General features: G+C 69.4%; 13 protein-coding genes. 7 read left to right on the top strand and 6 right to left on the bottom strand.

The features are described from left to right. Positions 1-182: 182 nt before the first annotated feature. From MXD62_RS24830 to MXD62_RS24820, 3 genes are all read right to left on the bottom strand, one after another. Positions 183-911, bottom strand: a complete 729-nt coding sequence (locus MXD62_RS24830; RefSeq protein ID WP_308301319.1) for an SDR family NAD(P)-dependent oxidoreductase — start codon at positions 909-911, stop codon at positions 183-185. Between the two features lie 512 nt (positions 912-1,423). Continuing rightward, on the bottom strand, positions 1,424-2,044 hold the full coding sequence (locus MXD62_RS24825) for a DUF192 domain-containing protein (RefSeq protein ID WP_248831861.1): 621 nt from the start codon (positions 2,042-2,044) through the stop codon (positions 1,424-1,426). A gap of 16 nt (positions 2,045-2,060) precedes the next feature. Further along, complete coding sequence (locus tag MXD62_RS24820; RefSeq protein ID WP_308301320.1) at positions 2,061-2,912, bottom strand: TetR/AcrR family transcriptional regulator; 852 nt, start codon at positions 2,910-2,912, stop codon at positions 2,061-2,063. A gap of 233 nt (positions 2,913-3,145) precedes the next feature. Here MXD62_RS24820 and MXD62_RS24815 point away from each other — a divergent pair, with 233 nt between their 5' ends. After that, positions 3,146-5,404: an MMPL family transporter gene (locus tag MXD62_RS24815; protein WP_248831860.1), complete on the top strand. Its 2,259-nt coding sequence runs from the start codon at positions 3,146-3,148 to the stop codon at positions 5,402-5,404. Between the two features lie 121 nt (positions 5,405-5,525). Here MXD62_RS24815 and MXD62_RS24810 read toward each other — a convergent pair whose 3' ends face one another. Next, positions 5,526-6,866, bottom strand: a complete 1,341-nt coding sequence (locus tag MXD62_RS24810; RefSeq protein WP_248831868.1) for an aspartate aminotransferase family protein — start codon at positions 6,864-6,866, stop codon at positions 5,526-5,528. Positions 6,867-7,066: 200 nt separating this feature from the next. On the opposite strand from MXD62_RS24810, the gene MXD62_RS24805 reads away from it, so the two are divergent. From MXD62_RS24805 to fxsA (MXD62_RS24795), 3 genes are all read left to right on the top strand, one after another. Further along, positions 7,067-8,302: a glycerate kinase gene (locus MXD62_RS24805; protein WP_248831859.1), complete on the top strand. Its 1,236-nt coding sequence runs from the start codon at positions 7,067-7,069 to the stop codon at positions 8,300-8,302. Positions 8,303-8,374: 72 nt separating this feature from the next. Next, positions 8,375-8,548 (top strand): FxSxx-COOH cyclophane-containing RiPP peptide, encoded by a 174-nt coding sequence (fxsA, locus tag MXD62_RS24800; RefSeq protein ID WP_248831858.1) that lies wholly within the window; start codon positions 8,375-8,377, stop codon positions 8,546-8,548. Positions 8,549-8,662: 114 nt separating this feature from the next. Beyond that, on the top strand, positions 8,663-8,830 hold the full coding sequence (fxsA, locus tag MXD62_RS24795) for an FxSxx-COOH cyclophane-containing RiPP peptide (protein WP_248831857.1): 168 nt from the start codon (positions 8,663-8,665) through the stop codon (positions 8,828-8,830). A gap of 55 nt (positions 8,831-8,885) precedes the next feature. Here the strand turns inward: fxsA (MXD62_RS24795) and fxsT are convergent, their stop codons facing one another. Together fxsT and MXD62_RS24785 are read right to left on the bottom strand one after the other, a co-directional pair. Next, on the bottom strand, positions 8,886-12,737 hold the full coding sequence (fxsT, locus tag MXD62_RS24790) for an FxSxx-COOH system tetratricopeptide repeat protein (RefSeq protein ID WP_248831856.1): 3,852 nt from the start codon (positions 12,735-12,737) through the stop codon (positions 8,886-8,888). Positions 12,738-12,812: 75 nt separating this feature from the next. Continuing rightward, positions 12,813-14,225, bottom strand: coding sequence for a TIR-like protein FxsC (locus MXD62_RS24785; protein ID WP_248831855.1), 1,413 nt, complete (start codon positions 14,223-14,225; stop codon positions 12,813-12,815). Positions 14,226-14,707: 482 nt separating this feature from the next. On the opposite strand from MXD62_RS24785, the gene MXD62_RS24780 reads away from it, so the two are divergent. The 3 genes from MXD62_RS24780 to MXD62_RS24770 are packed head-to-tail and all read left to right on the top strand — an operon-like array spanning position 14,708 to position 18,106. After that, on the top strand, positions 14,708-15,004 hold the full coding sequence (locus MXD62_RS24780; protein ID WP_248831854.1) for a hypothetical protein: 297 nt from the start codon (positions 14,708-14,710) through the stop codon (positions 15,002-15,004). A 20-nt stretch (positions 15,005-15,024) separates the two neighbouring features. Next, positions 15,025-16,269 carry an FxsB family cyclophane-forming radical SAM/SPASM peptide maturase gene (locus MXD62_RS24775; RefSeq protein ID WP_248831853.1) on the top strand — a complete coding sequence of 415 codons (1,245 nt, stop codon included), beginning with the start codon at positions 15,025-15,027 and terminating at the stop codon, positions 16,267-16,269. After that, positions 16,259-18,106 (top strand): HEXXH motif domain-containing protein, encoded by a 1,848-nt coding sequence (locus MXD62_RS24770; RefSeq protein ID WP_248831852.1) that lies wholly within the window; start codon positions 16,259-16,261, stop codon positions 18,104-18,106. The genes MXD62_RS24775 and MXD62_RS24770 overlap by 11 nt, the downstream gene beginning before the upstream one ends. The last annotated feature ends 12 nt before the right edge of the window (positions 18,107-18,118 follow it).

Below are 18,118 nucleotides of genomic sequence, written 5' to 3'. Positions count from 1 at the left end.
CCCGCTGCGGGGGCCCGGGGCAACGGGCCACCCCCCCCGGCCCGCGGGGGGCCCCGCCCCCGCCGCGGGGGGCCCGGGGGGGGGGGGCCGCGCCGCGGCTGCCGCCTCGCCGCCGGTGGGGGTGCCACCGGCGGCGACTCAGTAGTCGACCTGCTCACTCACCTCCCGGGCCGGCCTCGGGCTCATCCGAAGACACCGGCCAGGCGGCGGTACAGAGAAGGAGCCGCGCCGTGCACGCGCGCGGCCGCGGACAACCACCGTGGCACCCATACTTCGGCGTCTCCCCGACCGGCGGCAGCGATCATGCGCTGCGCCACCAGACCGGCCGGGATGGGACGCGGCCACCGGCGCACATACGGTGCGCCACGCCGGTGGAAGAAGGGGGTGTCGACCACTCCTGGTAAACACAACGTCACGCTGATGCCGCGTCCGGCTACTTCGGAGCGAAGCGCGTCGGCGAAGCCCACCATCGCCGCCTTCGTCGCCGAGTACACGACCTCGCCTCGCACGCCCAGCACGCCGGCGACACTGCCGACCAGGAGGATTCGCCCCTCCCCCCGGTCGAGCATCGCCGGCAGCATCGCCCGGACCAGCATCATCGGGGCCAGGATGTTCACGGCGACGAGATCGTTGATGGCAGACGGGGGCATCACGTCGAACGGCCCCGCGGCACCCAGGCCCGCCGAGCAGATCACCAGATCCACGTCGCCGAGCAGCTCCGAGGCGCGAGAGGCCACCGTGACCTCGGAGCCGGGACGTGCGAGGTCCACGGCGATCCGATGGCCCTGCGTAGCGGCTGCCACCTCGTCCAGGGCCGGGCCGTTCCGCCCGACCAGGAGCGATCGGCAGTTCTGGTCAGCGAGCAGGAGCGCCGCCTCCCGGCCGATGCCGGAGCTGGCTCCGGTCACCACGGCTGTCCGTGGCGGCCATCCCCCCGGCGAGGCGGATCGCGTACCGCTGGATACGACGGTCAGGTTCCCCTCGCGGGCGGCTGCGCGGGGCCGAGTGTTCACGGCCCACCACCTCGGGTCACACGGTCCCCCCCGTGGTCCCGTTCCGGCACAGGTTTCACGTCACCTACTGCTTCCGTTTATGTCGCCCTCCACCATCGGCGTTCCACGTGCGGCGGGATCAGACCTGCACTCCCGCCCACCGCCGGCTCGCTTCGAGCGGCTCCACCATTTCATCGTCCCGAGGCCGGGTCGTCCATCGTCAGATGGACGACATCGGACCTTGCTCCCTTACCACACATTCCTGAGACCAGCGGCGGACCAGATGCGGATTCACCTCACCGAAGCCACCAGTCAATTCCACCCTGGTTTTCGGCGTGGAATGACACAGCATTGACATCTACCGGACATCGAGACGTAGCTCACGCCCGCGGGAGCCACCACATCTGCCGACCATCGGCTACACCCTGCCGTCAGTCCGAACCGATCGCCACCGGATCACCGGTGGCGACTCCGGCGAAGGTGTGTGCCGGTGCCTCCACTGCGTGTGTGTATGCCCCGTCCGGGTAGTAGACCGGGCAGGCCGACGGATCGTCGCCCGAACACGGCGTCATCTCCCGCACGCCGACAACCCTACCGTCTCGGACAAACATGATCGAAAGAGGCAGCAACGTCCGGAACATGTAGAAGCCGGACGTCGTCTCACCGCCAAAATCAAAGATCATGCCGTGGTCGGGCGGAAGCCGGGTTCGATACATCAGGCCACGGCGCCGCTCGTCGTCACTGTCGGCGACTTCTGCCGTGACCGTCCGGTCGCGAACCCGCACGGTGACGGTCTCGGTGACCGCCCCCGGTGCTCCCGCGCCCGCCGCGTTCCGGGCAGCCGCCCCGGGGGGCTCGGGCACCGGCACGCTCCCGGCACCCGTGAGCCCGGCGCACGCCGCCACGGAGGCCGCCAGGGCGACCACCGCCAGCACGCTGGCCGCCTGTCGTCCGGCCGACATCCGTCCGGCCGACATCCCGCCGGCCGATCTTCCGCCGGACGGCGTCCCGCCGGGGTTGTGACGCGGGGGGACGACGCGCCCGGAGGGCACGTCGTTCCGCCTCCCGTCACCGCGCCGGCGGGTCCACGGGCTGCTCGGATCCGAGCGCGGCAAGAGCAGCCTCCACGATCACACGCTGAAGTTCTGTCGGCAGCAGCGGCGCGAGTGGGGACAGCGCACCGACGCCGCCCGGAGCACCGACACCCCCGTCTCGTGCATGGGTGTCAGTCGCGGTGCGCACCGGGCGGGCGTCGCCGACTGTCTGGATGCCGTCCGCCGCGGGAGTGCCCGGCTGCGATGCCGGGTCCGCCGCGCCGTCCGGAACAGCCGCGCCGCCGCATCCAGTAAAGCTGCTCAGGGCCCGGATGCCGCGCGCGATCCCCACGCCGGTGGTGGTGACGCTGGTGGCACGCCCGGCACCGGCGACCTCAGGCGCGCCCGCGGCGCCCCGGACCCGCTCGACGGCGGTCCCAAGGACCCCGCTCTGGATGCACCCGACCGCGCAGCGGGCCCGCAGCATCCGAGCCGGGGTGGGATCCGGCCCGGCGATCGCCCGGACGATCACCTCCTGCTGGGAGGTGATGTCGTCCTTTCCGATTCGCCGGTGCAGCACCGACGGATCGTTCGCGAAGGCGCAGAGCACTCCCCCGGTCTCCACCAGCAGGGCGACCATGCCCTCGAGGATCGCCCGCGGCGGCGGTGCCGGATCCTGGCGGGCGAGCTCGACCAGTTGCCCCAGCCTGGAGACGAACGGGGAGATCAACGCGTCAAGGATCGTCTCCTTGGACGAGAAGTGGTAGTAAAGCGCGGCCTTCGTCACTCCGAGTCGCTCAGAGATGTCACGGACCGAGGTGCCCGCATACCCTCGTTCCGCGAAGAGCTCCACAGCGGCCGACAGGATCCGCGCGCGAGTGTCCACCCCCTGCGGACGCACGTGCCCAGCGACCACCAGCTCTGCACCCCCAGAGGACGAGTCAGCCGCGAATGTTACTCTGACTCCTACCTACTGAACGATCGGTAAGTTGGTGGGTGGCCAGATCCCCCCGATCAGGTGCATCTCGATCAGGTGCACGACGAACGTCGCCATCGATCAGTAGGTCAACTGGCAGACCAGCCACAGACCGGCACAACCAGCATCTCCGAGGGGAAATCGTGGCAACGCTCGCGCGCTGGTGCTTCCAGCACCGCCGGCTCGTCCTGTTCCTGTGGATCGCCGCCCTCGTGGGGCTGACGGCGCTCGGCCGGGTGACGGGCAGCGACTACAAGGACGCCTTCTCCCTGCCCGGGACCGACTCCCAGAAGGCCATCGACATCCTCGAACGCGACTTCCCGGCGCAGTCCGGCGACAGCGCGTCCATCGTGCTGCACGCCCGCACCGGTGCGCTGAGCGATCCCGCGGTCGAGCCCCGGGCGACGGAGATGTTGGCGAAGATCGCCGACCTGCCCCACGTCGCCGAGGTGGTCAGCCCGTTCACCGCCGACGGCGAGGGCCAGACCAACCCCGACGGCACCACCGCCTTCGCGACCGTCGCGCTCGACCTGCCCGGCAACGAGCTGCCCCTCGACGACATCGAGCGCCTGGTCGACACGGCCCGCTCCTATGACTCCGGCGCGCTGCAGGTCGAGCTCACCGGGCAGGTCGTCGCGATCGTCGAGCAGCCGCAGCAGAGCGCGAGCGAGCTCATCGGCGTCGTCGCCGCCGCGGTCATCCTCTTCCTCGCCTTCGGCTCCCTGCTCGCGGTGACCCTGCCCCTGATCACCGCCATCATGGCGCTCGGCGTCGGCATGGCCCTCATCGTCCAGGTCTCGCACCTGACGACCGTCGCCGAGTTCAGCACCATGCTCGCGACGCTGATCGGCCTCGGCGTCGGCATCGACTACGCGCTGTTCATCGTGAACCGCCACCGCATCGGCCTGCGCGCCGGCCGCACGCCGGAGGAGTCCGCGGTCACCGCGGTCAACACCTCCGGCCGCGCCGTGATCTTCGCCGGCATGACGGTCTGCATCGCGCTGCTGGGCCTGTTCGCACTGGGGGTGACCTTCCTCTACGGGGTCGCCCTCGCCGCGGCCCTGACCGTCGCGATGACGATGCTCGCCTCGGTCACCCTGCTGCCCGCCCTGCTCGGCTTCTACGGGCCGAAGGTGCTCAGCCGCCGGCAGCGGCGCCGGATGGCCGAGCACGGCCCCGAGCCGGAGCAGCCCTCGGGGTTCTGGTGGCGGTGGGCCAAGGGTGTGGAGCGCCGCCCGGCGGTCCTCGCCCTGCTCAGCGCCGGGGTGATCGTCCTGATCGCGATCCCGTTCCTGTCGCTGCGGCTCGGCTCGTCCGACCTCGGGAACGGCGCCGACACCAAGACCAGCAAGCGCGGCTACGACCTGCTCGCCGACGGCTTCGGCCCCGGCTTCAACGGCCCGTTCATGCTGGTCACCGAGATCGACTCGCCGGCCGACCTGCAGACCATGAACCGGGCCGTCGAGGCGGCCCGCAAGGCGGAGGGTGTCGCCTCGGTGACCCCGCCGCGCCAGAGCCCGAACGGCCACGCCGCGATCGCCACGCTCTACCCGACGACGAGCCCGCAGGCGGCCGAGACCTCCACCCTGCTCGACCGGTTGCGCGACGACGTCATCCCGGCGGCGACCGGGGGCGCCGCCTCGCCGGTCTACGTCGGCGGCATCACCGCGGTCTTCGAGGACTTCTCCGGGGTCCTGTCGAGCAAGCTGCCGCTGTTCATCGGGATCGTCGTGGTCCTCGCGTTCCTGCTGCTGGTCGTGGTCTTCCGCAGCCTGCTCATTCCGCTGACGGCCTCGCTGATGAACCTGCTGGCGGTCGGCGCGGCGTTCGGCGCCGTGGTGGCCGTGTTCCAGTGGGGCTGGCTGTCGGACCTGCTCGGCATCAGCCCCGGGCCGATCGAGTCGTTCCTTCCGGTCATGCTCTTCGCGATCCTGTTCGGGCTTTCCATGGACTACGAGGTGTTCCTGGTCAGCCGCATGCACGAGGAGTGGACGGCCCGGCGGGACAACCGCATCGCGGTCTCCCTGGGCCAGGCCGAGACCGGCCGGGTCATTTCCGCCGCCGGCGCCATCATGACCCTGGTGTTCGCCTCGTTCATCCTCGGCGACGACCGGGTCATCAAACTGTTCGGCCTCGGCCTGGCGCTCGCCATCCTGCTGGACGCGTTCGTCATCCGCACGATTCTGGTGCCGGCCCTCATGCACCTGTTCGGCCGTGCGAACTGGTGGCTGCCGAAGGGCCTCGACCGGGTCCTGCCGCACGTCTCGGTGGAGACCGCGGAGGAGATCGAGGAGATCCGCCACACGCCGCTGCCCGCGGACGCGGTCGGTGACACCGTTCCCGCGCAGCCGCACGGCCCCGCCGACGGCCGGGACGCCACCGAGCCCGAGCGCGCCCACTAGGCGCTCCAGCCGGACTCGCTGGTCCTGACTCGCCAGCCGGTGCCCGGCCTGGCTCGCCCTCCGACAGGGGCGAACCAGGCCGGGCATCCGCCGTTTCGGGTCGTGGGTCGCGGGTCGCGGGTTACCCGGTGTAATAGCCGTCCGCGACGGCCAGGGCCTCGTCCAGGATCGACAGGCCAAGCGAGACGTCCTCGGGGCTGGTGGTGCACGGCGGCACCACATGCACCCGGTTGAAATGGGTGAACGGCCAGAGGCCGCGTTCCCGGCAGGCCGCCGTCACGGCCGCCATCGGCGCGGCCGCGGCACCCGCCGCGTTGAACGGGACCAGCGGCTCCCGGGTAACCCGGTCACGGACGAGCTCGACCGCCCAGAACACCCCGAGCCCGCGCACCTCACCCACGCTGGGATGCCGCGCGGCGATTTTGGCCAGTTGCGGCCCGATAACCTCGGAACCGAGCGCGCGGGCCTGGCCGAGAACGTCCTCGGACTCGAAAGCATTGATGGAAGCCACCGCCGCCGCACAGGCCAGCAGATGCCCCGAATAGGTCAGTCCACCGGGATACGGCCGCCGCGCGAACAGATCCGCAATCCGCTGCGAAATAACCACCCCGCCAAGCGGTACATAACCCGAGTTGACGCCCTTCGCGAAACAGATCAGATCAGGCACCACATTCCAGTGGTCGATCGCGAACCATTCCCCGCACCGCCCGAAACCCGACATCACCTCGTCGGCGATCAGCAGTATTCCGTGCGCGTCACACAACTCCCGGACGCCTGCGAGGTAGCCGTCCGGCGGCACCAGGATCCCGTTCGTACCGACGACCGGCTCGAGGATGACCGCAGCGATCGCCGACGGCCCCTCCAGCTCGATCACTTCGGCGAGATGCGCGAGCGCCCGTTCCCCCTCCTGCGCCGCGTCGGCGGCGTGGAACGACGACCGGTACGGATAGGGGCCGAAGAAGTGCACCACACCGGGAATGCCCGGTTCGCTCGCCCAACGCCGCGGCTCCCCGGTCAGCGTGATCGAGCCGCCGGTCGAACCGTGGTACGACCGGTAAGCGGCGAGGATCTTGTTCCGCCCGGTGGCGAGCCGGGCCAGTCGCACGGCGTTCTCCGTGGCCTCCGCTCCCCCGGTGGTGAAGAACACCTGGTCCAGATCGCCGGGAGCACGCTCGGCGATCAGCCGCGCCGCCTCCGAGCGCACCGCGTGGGCGTGCTGCGGTCCGACCATGGTCAGCTCGCGGGCTTGGGCCACGACCGCCTCGACCACCGCGGGATGCTGATGGCCGATGTTGGAGTTCACCAGCTGGGAGGAGAAGTCGAGGTACCGCTCGCCGTTCTCGTCCCAGAACCAGCTCCCCTCGGCCCCGGCCACCACGAGGGGGTGCGTCGTCTCCTGCGCCGCCCAGGAGTAGAACACGTGCTCGCGGTTCTCCGTGTGGGCCGAGCTCGCCTGCGTCATCATCGTCTCCCTGTCTGCGGACCGACCCGGCTCGCGACTGCGTCCCCGCGCCAGCTGCCCCGCAGTATTTCCCGCCACCAGCCCGATTTCCCGCCACCGGTCAGCCTGGCCTGGCCTGACTTGGCCCAGTCCTGAAGGGCCCTGCCCGGCATGACCACTCACGGCAGGCGAGCGCCGGTTCACATCCCTCTCGGAGTGTCATGATCCCCTCACCTGACGCGGTCCCCACGGCCGTCCCCGCGGCCGTCCCGGCGACGGCTCGCCCGGTGCCCACCGCGGCAGCCGGCGGCCCGCTGCGGGTCGTCATCGCACCCGACTCCTTCAAGGGCTCGCTCTCGGCCACGGAGGCCGCGGCCGCACTGGCCCGAGGCTGGCGCGCCGTCCGCCCGGACGACGTCGTGCTCACGATCCCGATCGCCGACGGCGGCGAGGGCACCCTCGACGTGTTCAGCGCGGCTGTCCCGGAAGCCGTCCGGAACACGCTGAACGTCACCGGCCCCGACGGCCGACGGGTCACCGCCGGATGGCTCGCGCTGCCCGGCGGGACAGCCGTGGTCGAACTGGCCCAGGCGAGTGGCCTTCCCCTCATGGCGAAGCTGGATTCGCTGAAGGCCCAGACCGTCGGGCTCGGCGAGACCATCGGCGCCGCCCTCGACGCGGGCAGCCGCCGCGTCCTCGTGGCGCTCGGCGGCTCCGCGTCCACGGATGGCGGAACGGGACTGCTGACCGCCCTCGGCGCCCGCTTCCTCGACGCCGCCGGCCAGCCGCTGCCCCCCGGCGGCGGCAGCCTCCGCTCGCTGGCCGCCGTGGACCTGACTGGCCTGCGCGCCGCCCCTCCCGACGGCGTGCACTGCCTGGTGGACGTCGACGCGCCTCTGCTGGGGCCGACCGGAGCCGCCGCCGTGTTCGGACCGCAGAAAGGCGCCGGGTCGGCGGACATCGCCCTGCTCGACGCGGGCCTGGCCCGGCTGGTCGAAATCCTGGAGAAGGCGGGCGCGCCGACCGGCCTCGCCGCACTGCCCGGGACCGGCGCGGCGGGCGGCACCGCATACGGGCTCGCGGCGACCCTCGGCGCGACACTGGTTCCGGGTGCAGCCACCATCGCCGACCACGCGGGGCTGCCGGCCGCCCTCGCCGACGCAGACCTGCTGATCACCGGCGAGGGGCGCTTCGACCGGACGTCCCTGGCCGGGAAAGTCGTCGGCGCGGTGTCGGCCCTCGCCGCCCGGGCCGGGCTGCCCGTGGCCGTGGTCGCCGGGCAGATCGCCGCCGAGCCGCCGGCGGGCGGCGACATGCTCGCGCTCGCCGATCTGGCGGGTGGCACGAGCGCCGCGATGGCCCATCCCATCCACTGGCTTGAGCGAGCGGGCGCGCTACTCGCACGGCGTAATACGGAGGTGGACAGCCGGCCGAGGGCAACCAGCCGGCACCCGTAGGCTTCATCCTGGCGCAGGGGACCCTGGACCAGGCGCGCTATCCAGGTGATTCCAGCCGGAACGGAGCGATCCATGGGCGACGGGCAGATCGAGATCGAGTCGGCGTTGCTCGACCTCTCCGATCTTGATCTAGACGCTCTCGACAGGCTCGAGAACCCGGCCCTCCGCCGCGCCACCGAACGACTCCGGCAGGAGGCAGGCAGCCCGGACAACTCCTGGGCCGGGTTCACCTCCAGCGCGCCTTGAGCATCTTCGTCAAGGTCGACACAGCAACCACGACCCGTTCCGTCAGTAGATGTCGCCGGCCGTCCATCGCTTAGCATCCAGGAAAGCCCCAGGACGGACAGGAGTGCACGAGATATGGACGACGGAAACATCGAGCTGACGTTGCCCGACCTCTCCGATCTTGATCTAGACGCTGTCGACAGGCTCGAGAACCCGGCCCTCCGCCGCGTCGCCAGACAACTCCTGCTGGACGCGGCCGGCCAATACGTCCCCTTGGCCGGGTTCACTTCAAGTACCCGGTAGGCCCCTTCTGCCAGGCCTGGCGTAGCGCTCACGGCTGGGGCTGGCGCAGGGGTGCTCACGAGGGCGGAGGATCGATGTCCAGGTCGACCCGACGGCCCCGCCGCAGGGCGACGACAACGGGATGTTCCGGGCCCAGCCTGTCCCCGAGCTGGCGGAGCAGGCCCGACCGCTGGACCTGCGCGCTTGCCGGATCCCCGACTCGCTGCTCGTGCGATGCCAGGTTCACTGCGGCGATCAGCGTCGCTGGATGGTCCTCCCCCAGTTTGGCCTGCAGGACGTTCCAAGCCTCTTGATCGAGCTCGCGGGCCGCGCTGATCCGCCCGTCGTCGGCATGGCAGTTCGCCACATTCATCGAACAGAAGACCGTGTAGGGATGCTCGGCGGACAGCGACGACCGCAGGCCGTCCAACGACTGCTTGCCCAGCGTCTCCGCGGCGGCCGGTTCACCGCATCGGCGCGTGGCCATGACCAGGCTGTTGGCGGCCGCCAAGGTGTGGATGTTTCCGTCACCCAGCCTGGATCGGGCCCGCCGGTGAGTCTCGTCCGCCAGCCTCCGGGCGGCCGCGGTCTCTCCCAGCAGCAGAAGGACGCCGACCAGGCAGGTCGCTACGGAGAGTGCTCCGGGCTGCCCGGGGTCGGCGTGGGCACGGAACCTGGCGTGGGCGTCCTCGGCGATCTCCCTGGCACGGCCCGGCTGGCCGGCCCACCGGAGCGCGACCGCGTAGTTCGTCTTTATTCGCAGTGTGTCCGGGTGCGCCTCGCCCAGGGCCTGGCGAGACCATTCGAGTGCGCGCTCGAGCAAGGCCAACGAGACAGAGTACCGCCCGTTCTCCCGAAGGTCCCGGGCATAGCCGTCCAGGTACAGGAGGGTCCAGATGTTGTCGTCCTCCCTGAGCCTGCGGTGACGCTCGTAGACCTCCTCACTCATCTCGAGCGCAAGCTTGAAATCACCCAGGAAACGCAGTGAGACGGCGAGGTTGTTCGCCGCTTTGAGCGTCTCCTCGTTGTCGAGGCCGGCCGTCTCCCGGTAGCGGGAGTAGGTGTCCTCGTCGAGCTGTCGGGCCGTCTCATACGCGCCGATGCCGCGGTAGTCACCGCCCAGCGCCATCGCGGCACGCAGGGCGAGCGGATGGTTCGGGCCGAGGAGAAGGACCAGCCGTTCCCGTGCGCGGAGGTCGAGCACCCGTGCCTGTTCGGCGTCGCCGAGCGCCCGATAGCTGTCCGCGAGGTCCAGGGCGAGCTCCAACGTCCGCTCGTCGTCGTCCCCGAAGCGCTCCCGCCACAGGACGAGCGTCCGGCTGGCGAGATCACGGCATCCGATGTGGTCGCGCTGCATGTACAGACATCGCACCTGGTTACGGACCAGGCGTGACATGCTCTCGCCGCGAGCCGTGGGCGCCCTTGTGGGCTCCAGATGCGGACGGATCAGTGTGTAACGCTTCCAGTTCTCGGGATCGTCAGGGTTTCCCGGATCGGCGGCGGCGAGTATCGCGTGCACCCGTGCCCGGACACTGGCGCGTTCCGCGGGGCTCAGTTCGTCACGTATCGCGGTCTGCACGAGGCGGTGCATCAGCAGGCTTCGGTCGGAGGGATCAACTCGCGCGAGCGCGTGCTCACTGATCTGCCGCACGGCCTCGGCCAGCGTCAGGTCGTCGCGGAGAGTCTGGTCCGTGACATCGTCGAGAACCGCCAGGCCTTCCGCCGCGAACAGGTCGAGGCTTATCGGTTCCGGCCCGAGGAAGGCACACAGCTGGGCCAGCCGTGCCGCGGTGGGAGCCCGGGAACGCAGCCGATCCATCGACAGCAGCCAGGTTCTGGCGACGGGACGCGGGTAGGTCGGGACCTCCCCCTCCAGGAGCAGCGGGCCGGGGCTGCTCTCGAGCAGTTGCAGGTAGCGCTCCGCCGCCATCCCCGTCTCGGCGTGCCAGGCGCCAGCGTGTTCGAGCGCGAGGGGAAGGTCGCCCAGAGCCTTGGCCAGCCGGGTCGCGACCGCGGCCGTCAGCCCGGGCGCTCTGCGCCGGAGCAGTTCGACGCTCTCCTCCCGGTTGAAGACGTCGATCTCCACCGGGGACTGCCGCCCCCGCCAGCGCTGGTTGCGGGAGGTGATGACCACATGACCGGGACCGTTCGGAATCAGCGGAAGGATCTCGTCCGGGGTGTCCGCGTTGTCGAACACGAGGAGCCAGCGACGGTACGGCACCCCTTTACGCAGTGCGTCGACCAGGCTGTCGACCGGGTCCCGACCCTGCCGGGCGGGCAGGCCGAGAGTGTGGGCGAGTCGCGCCATGTCGCTGCGCGCCAGCGCCGCCTGGTCGCAGCCGATCCAGCAGACGAGGTCGTAGGTGGATCCGAACCGGAACACGTACTCGGCTGCGATCTGGGTCTTGCCCACACCTGCGAGCCCCTGGAGCACCTGGGTGTGGACGGCGGGCTCGTCCTGGCCCACGAAACGGTTCCGCATGTCCATCAGCAGTGCGTCCCGGCCGACGAACATCGGGTTGCGCGCGGGCACTCCCTCCCAGATCTTCGGGGGTGAGCCCGGATAGCGAACCTCCTCCGGCTCGGCGGATCGCGTGCGCCCGGAGGCTGCCGGTTGGGACGGCCTTCCGGCCGCAGTGACCAGCGCACGGCGAGCGGGCACCTCGTCGAGGCCGACCAGATCGGCGTGGTCACGGGTGGCGCCTTCCGGCGGCATGCGGACCTCCTCCACCCGAACCGGGACGAGGAGCCGCTGGGCCCCGTCTGGATCAAAGGCCACGATCGCGCGCCACTGCTCCATCGCCTCACTTGAACGCAGGTAGGCGGCCGACACGATCGCCACCATCCGCCGGGTCGGGTCCGGTTCTTTCTCCTCGTGCCCCTCGGCAACGGGCTGACGGACCTGCTCGAGGGTCACGTGGAAACCAGCGGCCTCGAGTTCCGTGCAGACCCACTCAGCCCAGGGGCGGTCCGCCGCGGCATGGCTGACCACCATGTCGGTCGGGATCGACAGCCTCGTGCGCTCGAATGCCGCGAGAGTGCGCCGGCGCCGGGACTCGTCCTGCGGGGGAAGCGCGACCACCGCGCCGTCCGTAAGGTAGGACGCCAGCCTCTCGTACGCGGCCAGCAGGGTTCCTTCCTGGACCGGCCGGTCACCGAAGACCGCCAGGATCTCCTCGTACGCGTAATAGGGCTTGTAGGGGATCTCTATGTCACCCCAGTAGCGCTCCTTCGCCCTTTTGTCAAAGCCGCGCAGGAACGGATCGAATGCCACCCTGGCAGCATCACGGCCTAGTTCGGCCTTTCGCTGCTCGGCGTCCTCGACGCGCATCGGCACCGGCAACTGCCGGATATCGTCGTTCTGTGCCGCGATGGATCGGGACACCGCGACGGCACCCTCGATGCTCTGCGCACTGAGGGTGAAGCAGTTGACCACGGTGTCCGGGAGTTGGACCGTGCAGACTCCGGCCGTGTCACTCAGTCCCGTCCGACTGTCGATCAAGATCCACTCGTACGAGGCCCTCATATCCTGGCGAAGTCCGTCGACGAAGTCGCCGCCGCCCTTGTCCGCGTAGAAAGCGTTCCAGTCGAAGGTACCGACGCGCTGGGCGTAGGCGGCGTCGTGCCGACCGGAACAGACGAAGTCCACGGTTCCGCCGTTGGGAAACGGCCAGTCCAGGGACACCGCGTACGGCGTGATCATTGTGGCCCGCTGGAACCACTCGTCGTCGCCGGGACCCTGCGGCGACATCACCGTCACGGTGAACTCCCAGATCATGTCCATGATCCCCGAGGTCGACCGGAGGTCGGGATCGCGAAGGAAGGGATGGAAGTACCGATGGAGGCCCGGCGCCTCCAGATCCCAGTCCACCACCAGCACCCGATAGCCGCTGCTGGCCAGCAACCAGGCGGTGTTGGCGAGGGCCATGGACCGACCGGTCCCGCCCTTGTAGGAATAGAACGTGACTACAGTTCCGAGCTCTGCACCAGACACCGACGCCACCTAGGGGGCGTCAAGCCGGGGTGGACGACGAGACTTCGTACCCGTCCGCCGCAGGACCTGCCGGTACTCGAAGATGCGCGCCTGCGACTCGGCTATGATCTGCACCAGCGCCAGGTCGAACTCCTCGAATGTCCGGATGTTCATCCGGAACAACTTGTCCTGACGAATGAAGTTGTTACGAAAAATGGACGCCAGCACCTCGGTGAGGTGCTCAGAGTTCGCGTGCGTCTCCACATCGTCCGGGTTCAACGGAACCAGCACGCCCGACGTCGGCTCGTTACGGCCGTCGTACGCGACCAGCGCCTGGCGGTAGCTCTCCAGCTTGGCCGCCCACATGTCGACGACGAGTACCACGATCTCATTGCGTAAACTGGATCTCTCCAGAAGGTCGGAGACTCCGCTATCCAGAGGAACGATATTCGAGACGAGCCCCTGCCTGGCGGCGACCATCTGTGCCAGCACACAGGCGCGGAGGGGATTACTCGGCCTGTACGGCATCCACTCTTCAAACGAACTACCATAGTAGTCGAGCTGGCGTCTTAACGCGGCGATCTCCTCTGCCGACGTCGAGGCCAGCACGAAGGTGATCCGCCCGGGCCCTCTGACGCCAGGCCCCAGCGCCGGTGGGAGCGGGCCGGGTGGCGATGTCTCCGGCGGGCTGGTCGACGCCTGCGGCCTACCCTCGCCCTCGGGCTCGAGGGCCTCGTCCGCCGCGCCGTCCATTCCCGGCGGGCTGGGCACGTCCGTTCCCAGCCCGCCGGCTGGCGGCAGATCTTCCTCGTCCGGTGGGGGCGCTGACCCAGCGAGCGGGGGGAATGCGTTGGGAACCTGGTGGAGCGCTGGGATCTCGCGCTGAGGGACCAACGGAGAGTCCTCAGCGAGATCGACGATCCGGACCGCTAACGTCAGCAGGAACTCCTGATATTCGTCATGATTGCGCTTCAGCCGCAGGAGGTACCGCAGACCGAACTGGGCGTACGTATCCCCCAGACCGCTGTGATCATACTGCAGGCGCGCGAGCGGCTCCGGTAGAACGCGTAAAGGAGTCCAGATCACGGGCAACAGCGCTGGTGGGCACACCCGGCCCGCCGCGGAGGCGGCGTGCAATCGCCCGTCGAACATCCCCCATTCCCGGCCGCAGTACTCGCTGGCGAAGAACGAGGGCGAGCACATCGCGACGAAGGTTCTGCACCGGCTGAGTGCCGCTCCCAGCTCCGCCGACCAGGCCTCGCCCGGCTGGATGCTGCTCTGGTCCAGGAAGCCGACGCTGTCCGCACTCGGATGGCCCACCCGGCGGCGCACCTCGGCTCTGAGGTCGCGGAAGAACTGCTCGAGCAGAGGATCGTCACGGCTGTCCGCCCGGGCATAGCTGAAGAAAAAGTAGAGCGGCAGCCCGCTCCAGGAGTCAGGCATGCCAGCCGGCATCAGCCCGCGCCGGGGCCCGCGCACGGGCAACGCGGCGAAACCCCGCGGGGCCGCCCTCCCTATCGACCCGGCGCTGGCCAAGCTCCCGGCCGATACTCTCCGCCGACACCGAGTAAGCCCCCTCCCGTGGCCCGCTGGGCCGTGCCGCGTACACCGGCTCAAGTAGGGTGCACTCGGCCGGATCCTTCGTCCCGACGGGCGGGAACAGATTGTACGTGCTCCCCGCGGTACGTACCGACCGCTGATTGCCGATCAGCGCCGTCGCGGAAGACGCAGTCCTCGACGACCCGGAGCGAGACTTCCCCGATGTATGACCGGCTAGGTTACGAAACCAGCAAAGGATGGGTTCTCTTCGGTCATCCACGAGCCCGGGAACGAACCACTGAAACAGTGGACTTCACCGGGAGTGAAGCGCCTGCGGGCGCTACCGGCTAGATTGGAAGACCGGGCCCGGCGGAGGAGGACACCTCATGGACGACTCGTCTTCCGACATCGAGACGCGCCTGCCCAACCTGGGCGGGTTCCAACTCGACGAGGTGGCCACAACGACGAATCGAAGGCTGCGGCAGGTCGAGCGCCGCGTGGTCAGGGAGGCCGCACAAACCGGTCTCCCGCTGTCCGGCTTCTCCTCCAGCGCCGCGCCATTTGACGAGACGAGCATCCCAGGAAGCCGGATCCCACCGAGCACCGGCCGATCGGCGGAGGAATCCGCAGAATTCCAACAGTCGCTGCCGGGGTTCAGCTCGACCCTCAGCACAGCCTCCTGACGCCCGAACGGCGAGATCGTGTGATCGACCTCCTCGGCACGGCCCGCGAAGATCCCGCGGGTGAATGGCCCACCAGCGATCTCGACTTCCACCGACTGACCACTACAGGATGGCGGCCGACGCCCTTCCGCCAGGTCGTCCTCAAAGTCAACAGCCGATGCAATCTCTCCTGTACCTACTGCTACGTCTACCACCAGGCCGATCAGAGCTGGCGCAGGCAGCCCGCCATGATGAGCCCGGCGGTGGTGGAAGCCACAGCACGCAGGCTCGCGGCACACGCGCGCAGGCACGAACTCCCGCGGATGCACGTCGTCCTGCACGGCGGTGAGCCGCTCCTCGCTGGTCCCGGCTACCTCCGCGCCACCGTGGAGCACCTGCGTGCCACGGTCGGCGCCGACACCGTGGTGGAGTTCGCCCTCCAGACCAACGGCACCCTGATCGACGAGGTGTTCCTCGAGGTCTGCCGGGAGCTCCACATCCAGGTCGGGGTCAGTATCGACGGTGCTCTGGCGGTCAACGACCGACGGCGGGTCCACCGGAACGGGAGGGGTAGCCACACTGAGATCGCCCGTGGGCTGCGCCTGCTCGGTTCCGAACGGTTCCGCCCGATCTTCGCCGGACTGCTCTGCGTGATCGATCCCGAGAGCAGTCCGCAGGAGGTGTACGAGAGCCTGCTGGCGTGGCGGCCGCCAAGCATCGACTTCCTGCTGCCCCACGGGAACTGGACGGCCCGCCCACCCGCCCGCGGCGACGACGAGACGTCAACGCCCTACGCCGACTGGCTCATCGCCCTGTTCGATCGCTGGTACTCGGCGCCCGCGCACGAGACGGACATACGCCTGTTCCTGGAGATCATCTCGCTGCTGCTCGGCGGCCACAGCCACATCGAGACGGTCGGGCTCTCCCCCTCGTCCGTCGTCGTCATCGAGACCGACGGCTCCGTCGAACAGGTCGACGCGCTCAAGTCGGCTTATCACGGTGCGGCCGCCACCGGCCTCACTGTGCAGGAGAACGACCTCGACGAGGCGCTCCGGCATCCGGGTATCGTCGCTCGGCAGATCGGCCTGGCCGCGCTCGGTCCCGAGTGCGGCCGATGCCCAGTGCACCGTGTCTGCGGAGGTGGCTATTATCCCCACCGGTATCGCGCCGGCAGCGGCTTCCGGAACAGATCCGTCTACTGCCCGGATCTGTTCAAACTGATAATAAATATCAGCAGACAGATCCAGGCAGACGTCGAAAAGGCAAAACTGCAGGGTGACAATTGACTTTCATCGGCTCGCACTGGCCGACTTCGACGACCTAGCGGCCGGCGGGGGTCGCACCGGGCTCGTTCTCGCCCTGCGCCGGACACAACTGAGCAAGCGGCTCCTCGCGCTGCACGCGGTGCTGACGGATGCCACGGAGCGGGCTCCGGAGGCCGCCGCCGACAGCGGGCTGGCGAACGCCTACTGGGTGATCGCCGCGGCCCAGCGGCAGGCTCCGAGGGCGATCGAGACGATTCTGCTGTCTCCCGGACTAGGCCTCTGGGCAATGCACTGCCTGCGTCGGCTGCACGGGAGAACCAACCCACCCACGTCACTCGAGGAGGATCTCGGAATCCTCGGAGCCTTCGCTGTCGCCGCCGCGCTGCGCGCCAGTCTGCACACGACAGTGACCGTTCCGCTCCGGGGCGGCAACCTGCGCATCCCCGGCGTCGGCCAGGTCCAGATCGGCCTGACCGGCTGGGCCACGGTCCATATCGAGGGGACGCGGCTGCGGCTGACAACCGGCGCCGCCGACAGTGCGACGATCACCCTGGAGCCGCCGGTCGGCCCACCCGCCGCGACTCCGTCCCAGACCAGTTCGCCGACACACGCACCGGCTGATCAATGGCGCATGGTCCCGCGACTGGTCAGCGTCGCGAACGGCCGGCGTATCGCGCTGCAGCTCGACGACGTCGACCCGGCCCGGCTGCTGCTCGACCTGCCGATGACAGCCGGCACCGTGACCGAGAACGTCGACGTCTGGCAGCAACGACTCGATGCCGGTTGGCGCATCCTCGGCGACTACGATCCGCTGATCGCGGAGGCCGTGGCAGCCGGGCTCGCGACGATCTTTCCGCTGGCTCCCTCTCCGTGGGCCGAGGAACTCAGCGCCTCGTCCGGAGAGGCGTTCGGCGCGGTGGCCCTCACGCTTCCGCGTGACGGGCTTTCCTTCGCCGCGGCGCTGGTCCACGAGTTCCAGCACACGAAGCTGTCGGCCCTGCTCGATCTCGTCACGCTGTTCGAGCCGGCTGAGGAACGTCTGTTCTACGCACCGTGGCGCCGTGACCCACGGCCCCTGCCTGGTCTGCTGCAGGGCGCCTACGCCTATCTCGGGCTGACCGGCTTCTGGGACTATAGGCGGCTAGCGGAGAACGGTGACGAGTTCGCGCACTTCGAGTTCGCGCGGTGGCGGGAAGAAGTGTGGCGGGTCCTCAGCACCCTTCGTCTCTCCGGAGCTATGACGGGGCTCGGCCTGCGCTTTCTGGACGGTATGCAGGCCAATATCTGGGCCCGCCGACAGAAACCTGTTCCCGACGGCCCTGGTCGGCTTGCTCGCCAAGCCTGCGACGATACTAGAATCACCTGGCGGCTCCGCAACGCCGAACCCGCACCAACGAAGATCACCATCTTGGCTCAAGCCTGGATCGAGGGCAGCCAACCCTCACAAAGCATGCGGATCCCCTCCCGCATCCTCCCGGGAAACCGCGGCTTGGTCACCAGTTCGCGATTTCTGCTCATCCATCTTCGCCTGCTGGACCCGAAGCGATTCGAGGCCGCCCGGCAGGGCGTTCCCCATGTTCTGGACGCCGCTGTCTCCGCCGCCGACCAGGCCCTCGCTTTCGGCGACGCCCGAGACGCGGCACGGGCCTACAAGGAAGAACTGGCCCGCGAGCCCGACCGCCTGGACGCCTGGGCCGGGCTGGCGTTGTGCCGGGGACTGCACCCCACGCCAGGGTCCCCCGCGCTCACCACTCGACCGGAGGTTGTCCACCGGTTGCACAGGAGAATCGAAGAGTTGTCCGGGATCCGCGCCGATCCCGACGAACTCGTCTCCTGGCTACCCTCTACGATCTCCTGAGTCGGTGCGAAA

This window comes from Frankia sp. Mgl5 (assembly GCF_023242985.1).
Lineage (GTDB): Bacteria > Actinomycetota > Actinomycetes > Frankiales > Frankiaceae > Parafrankia > Parafrankia soli.
This window is presented reverse-complemented; position numbering and strand designations above follow the sequence as displayed.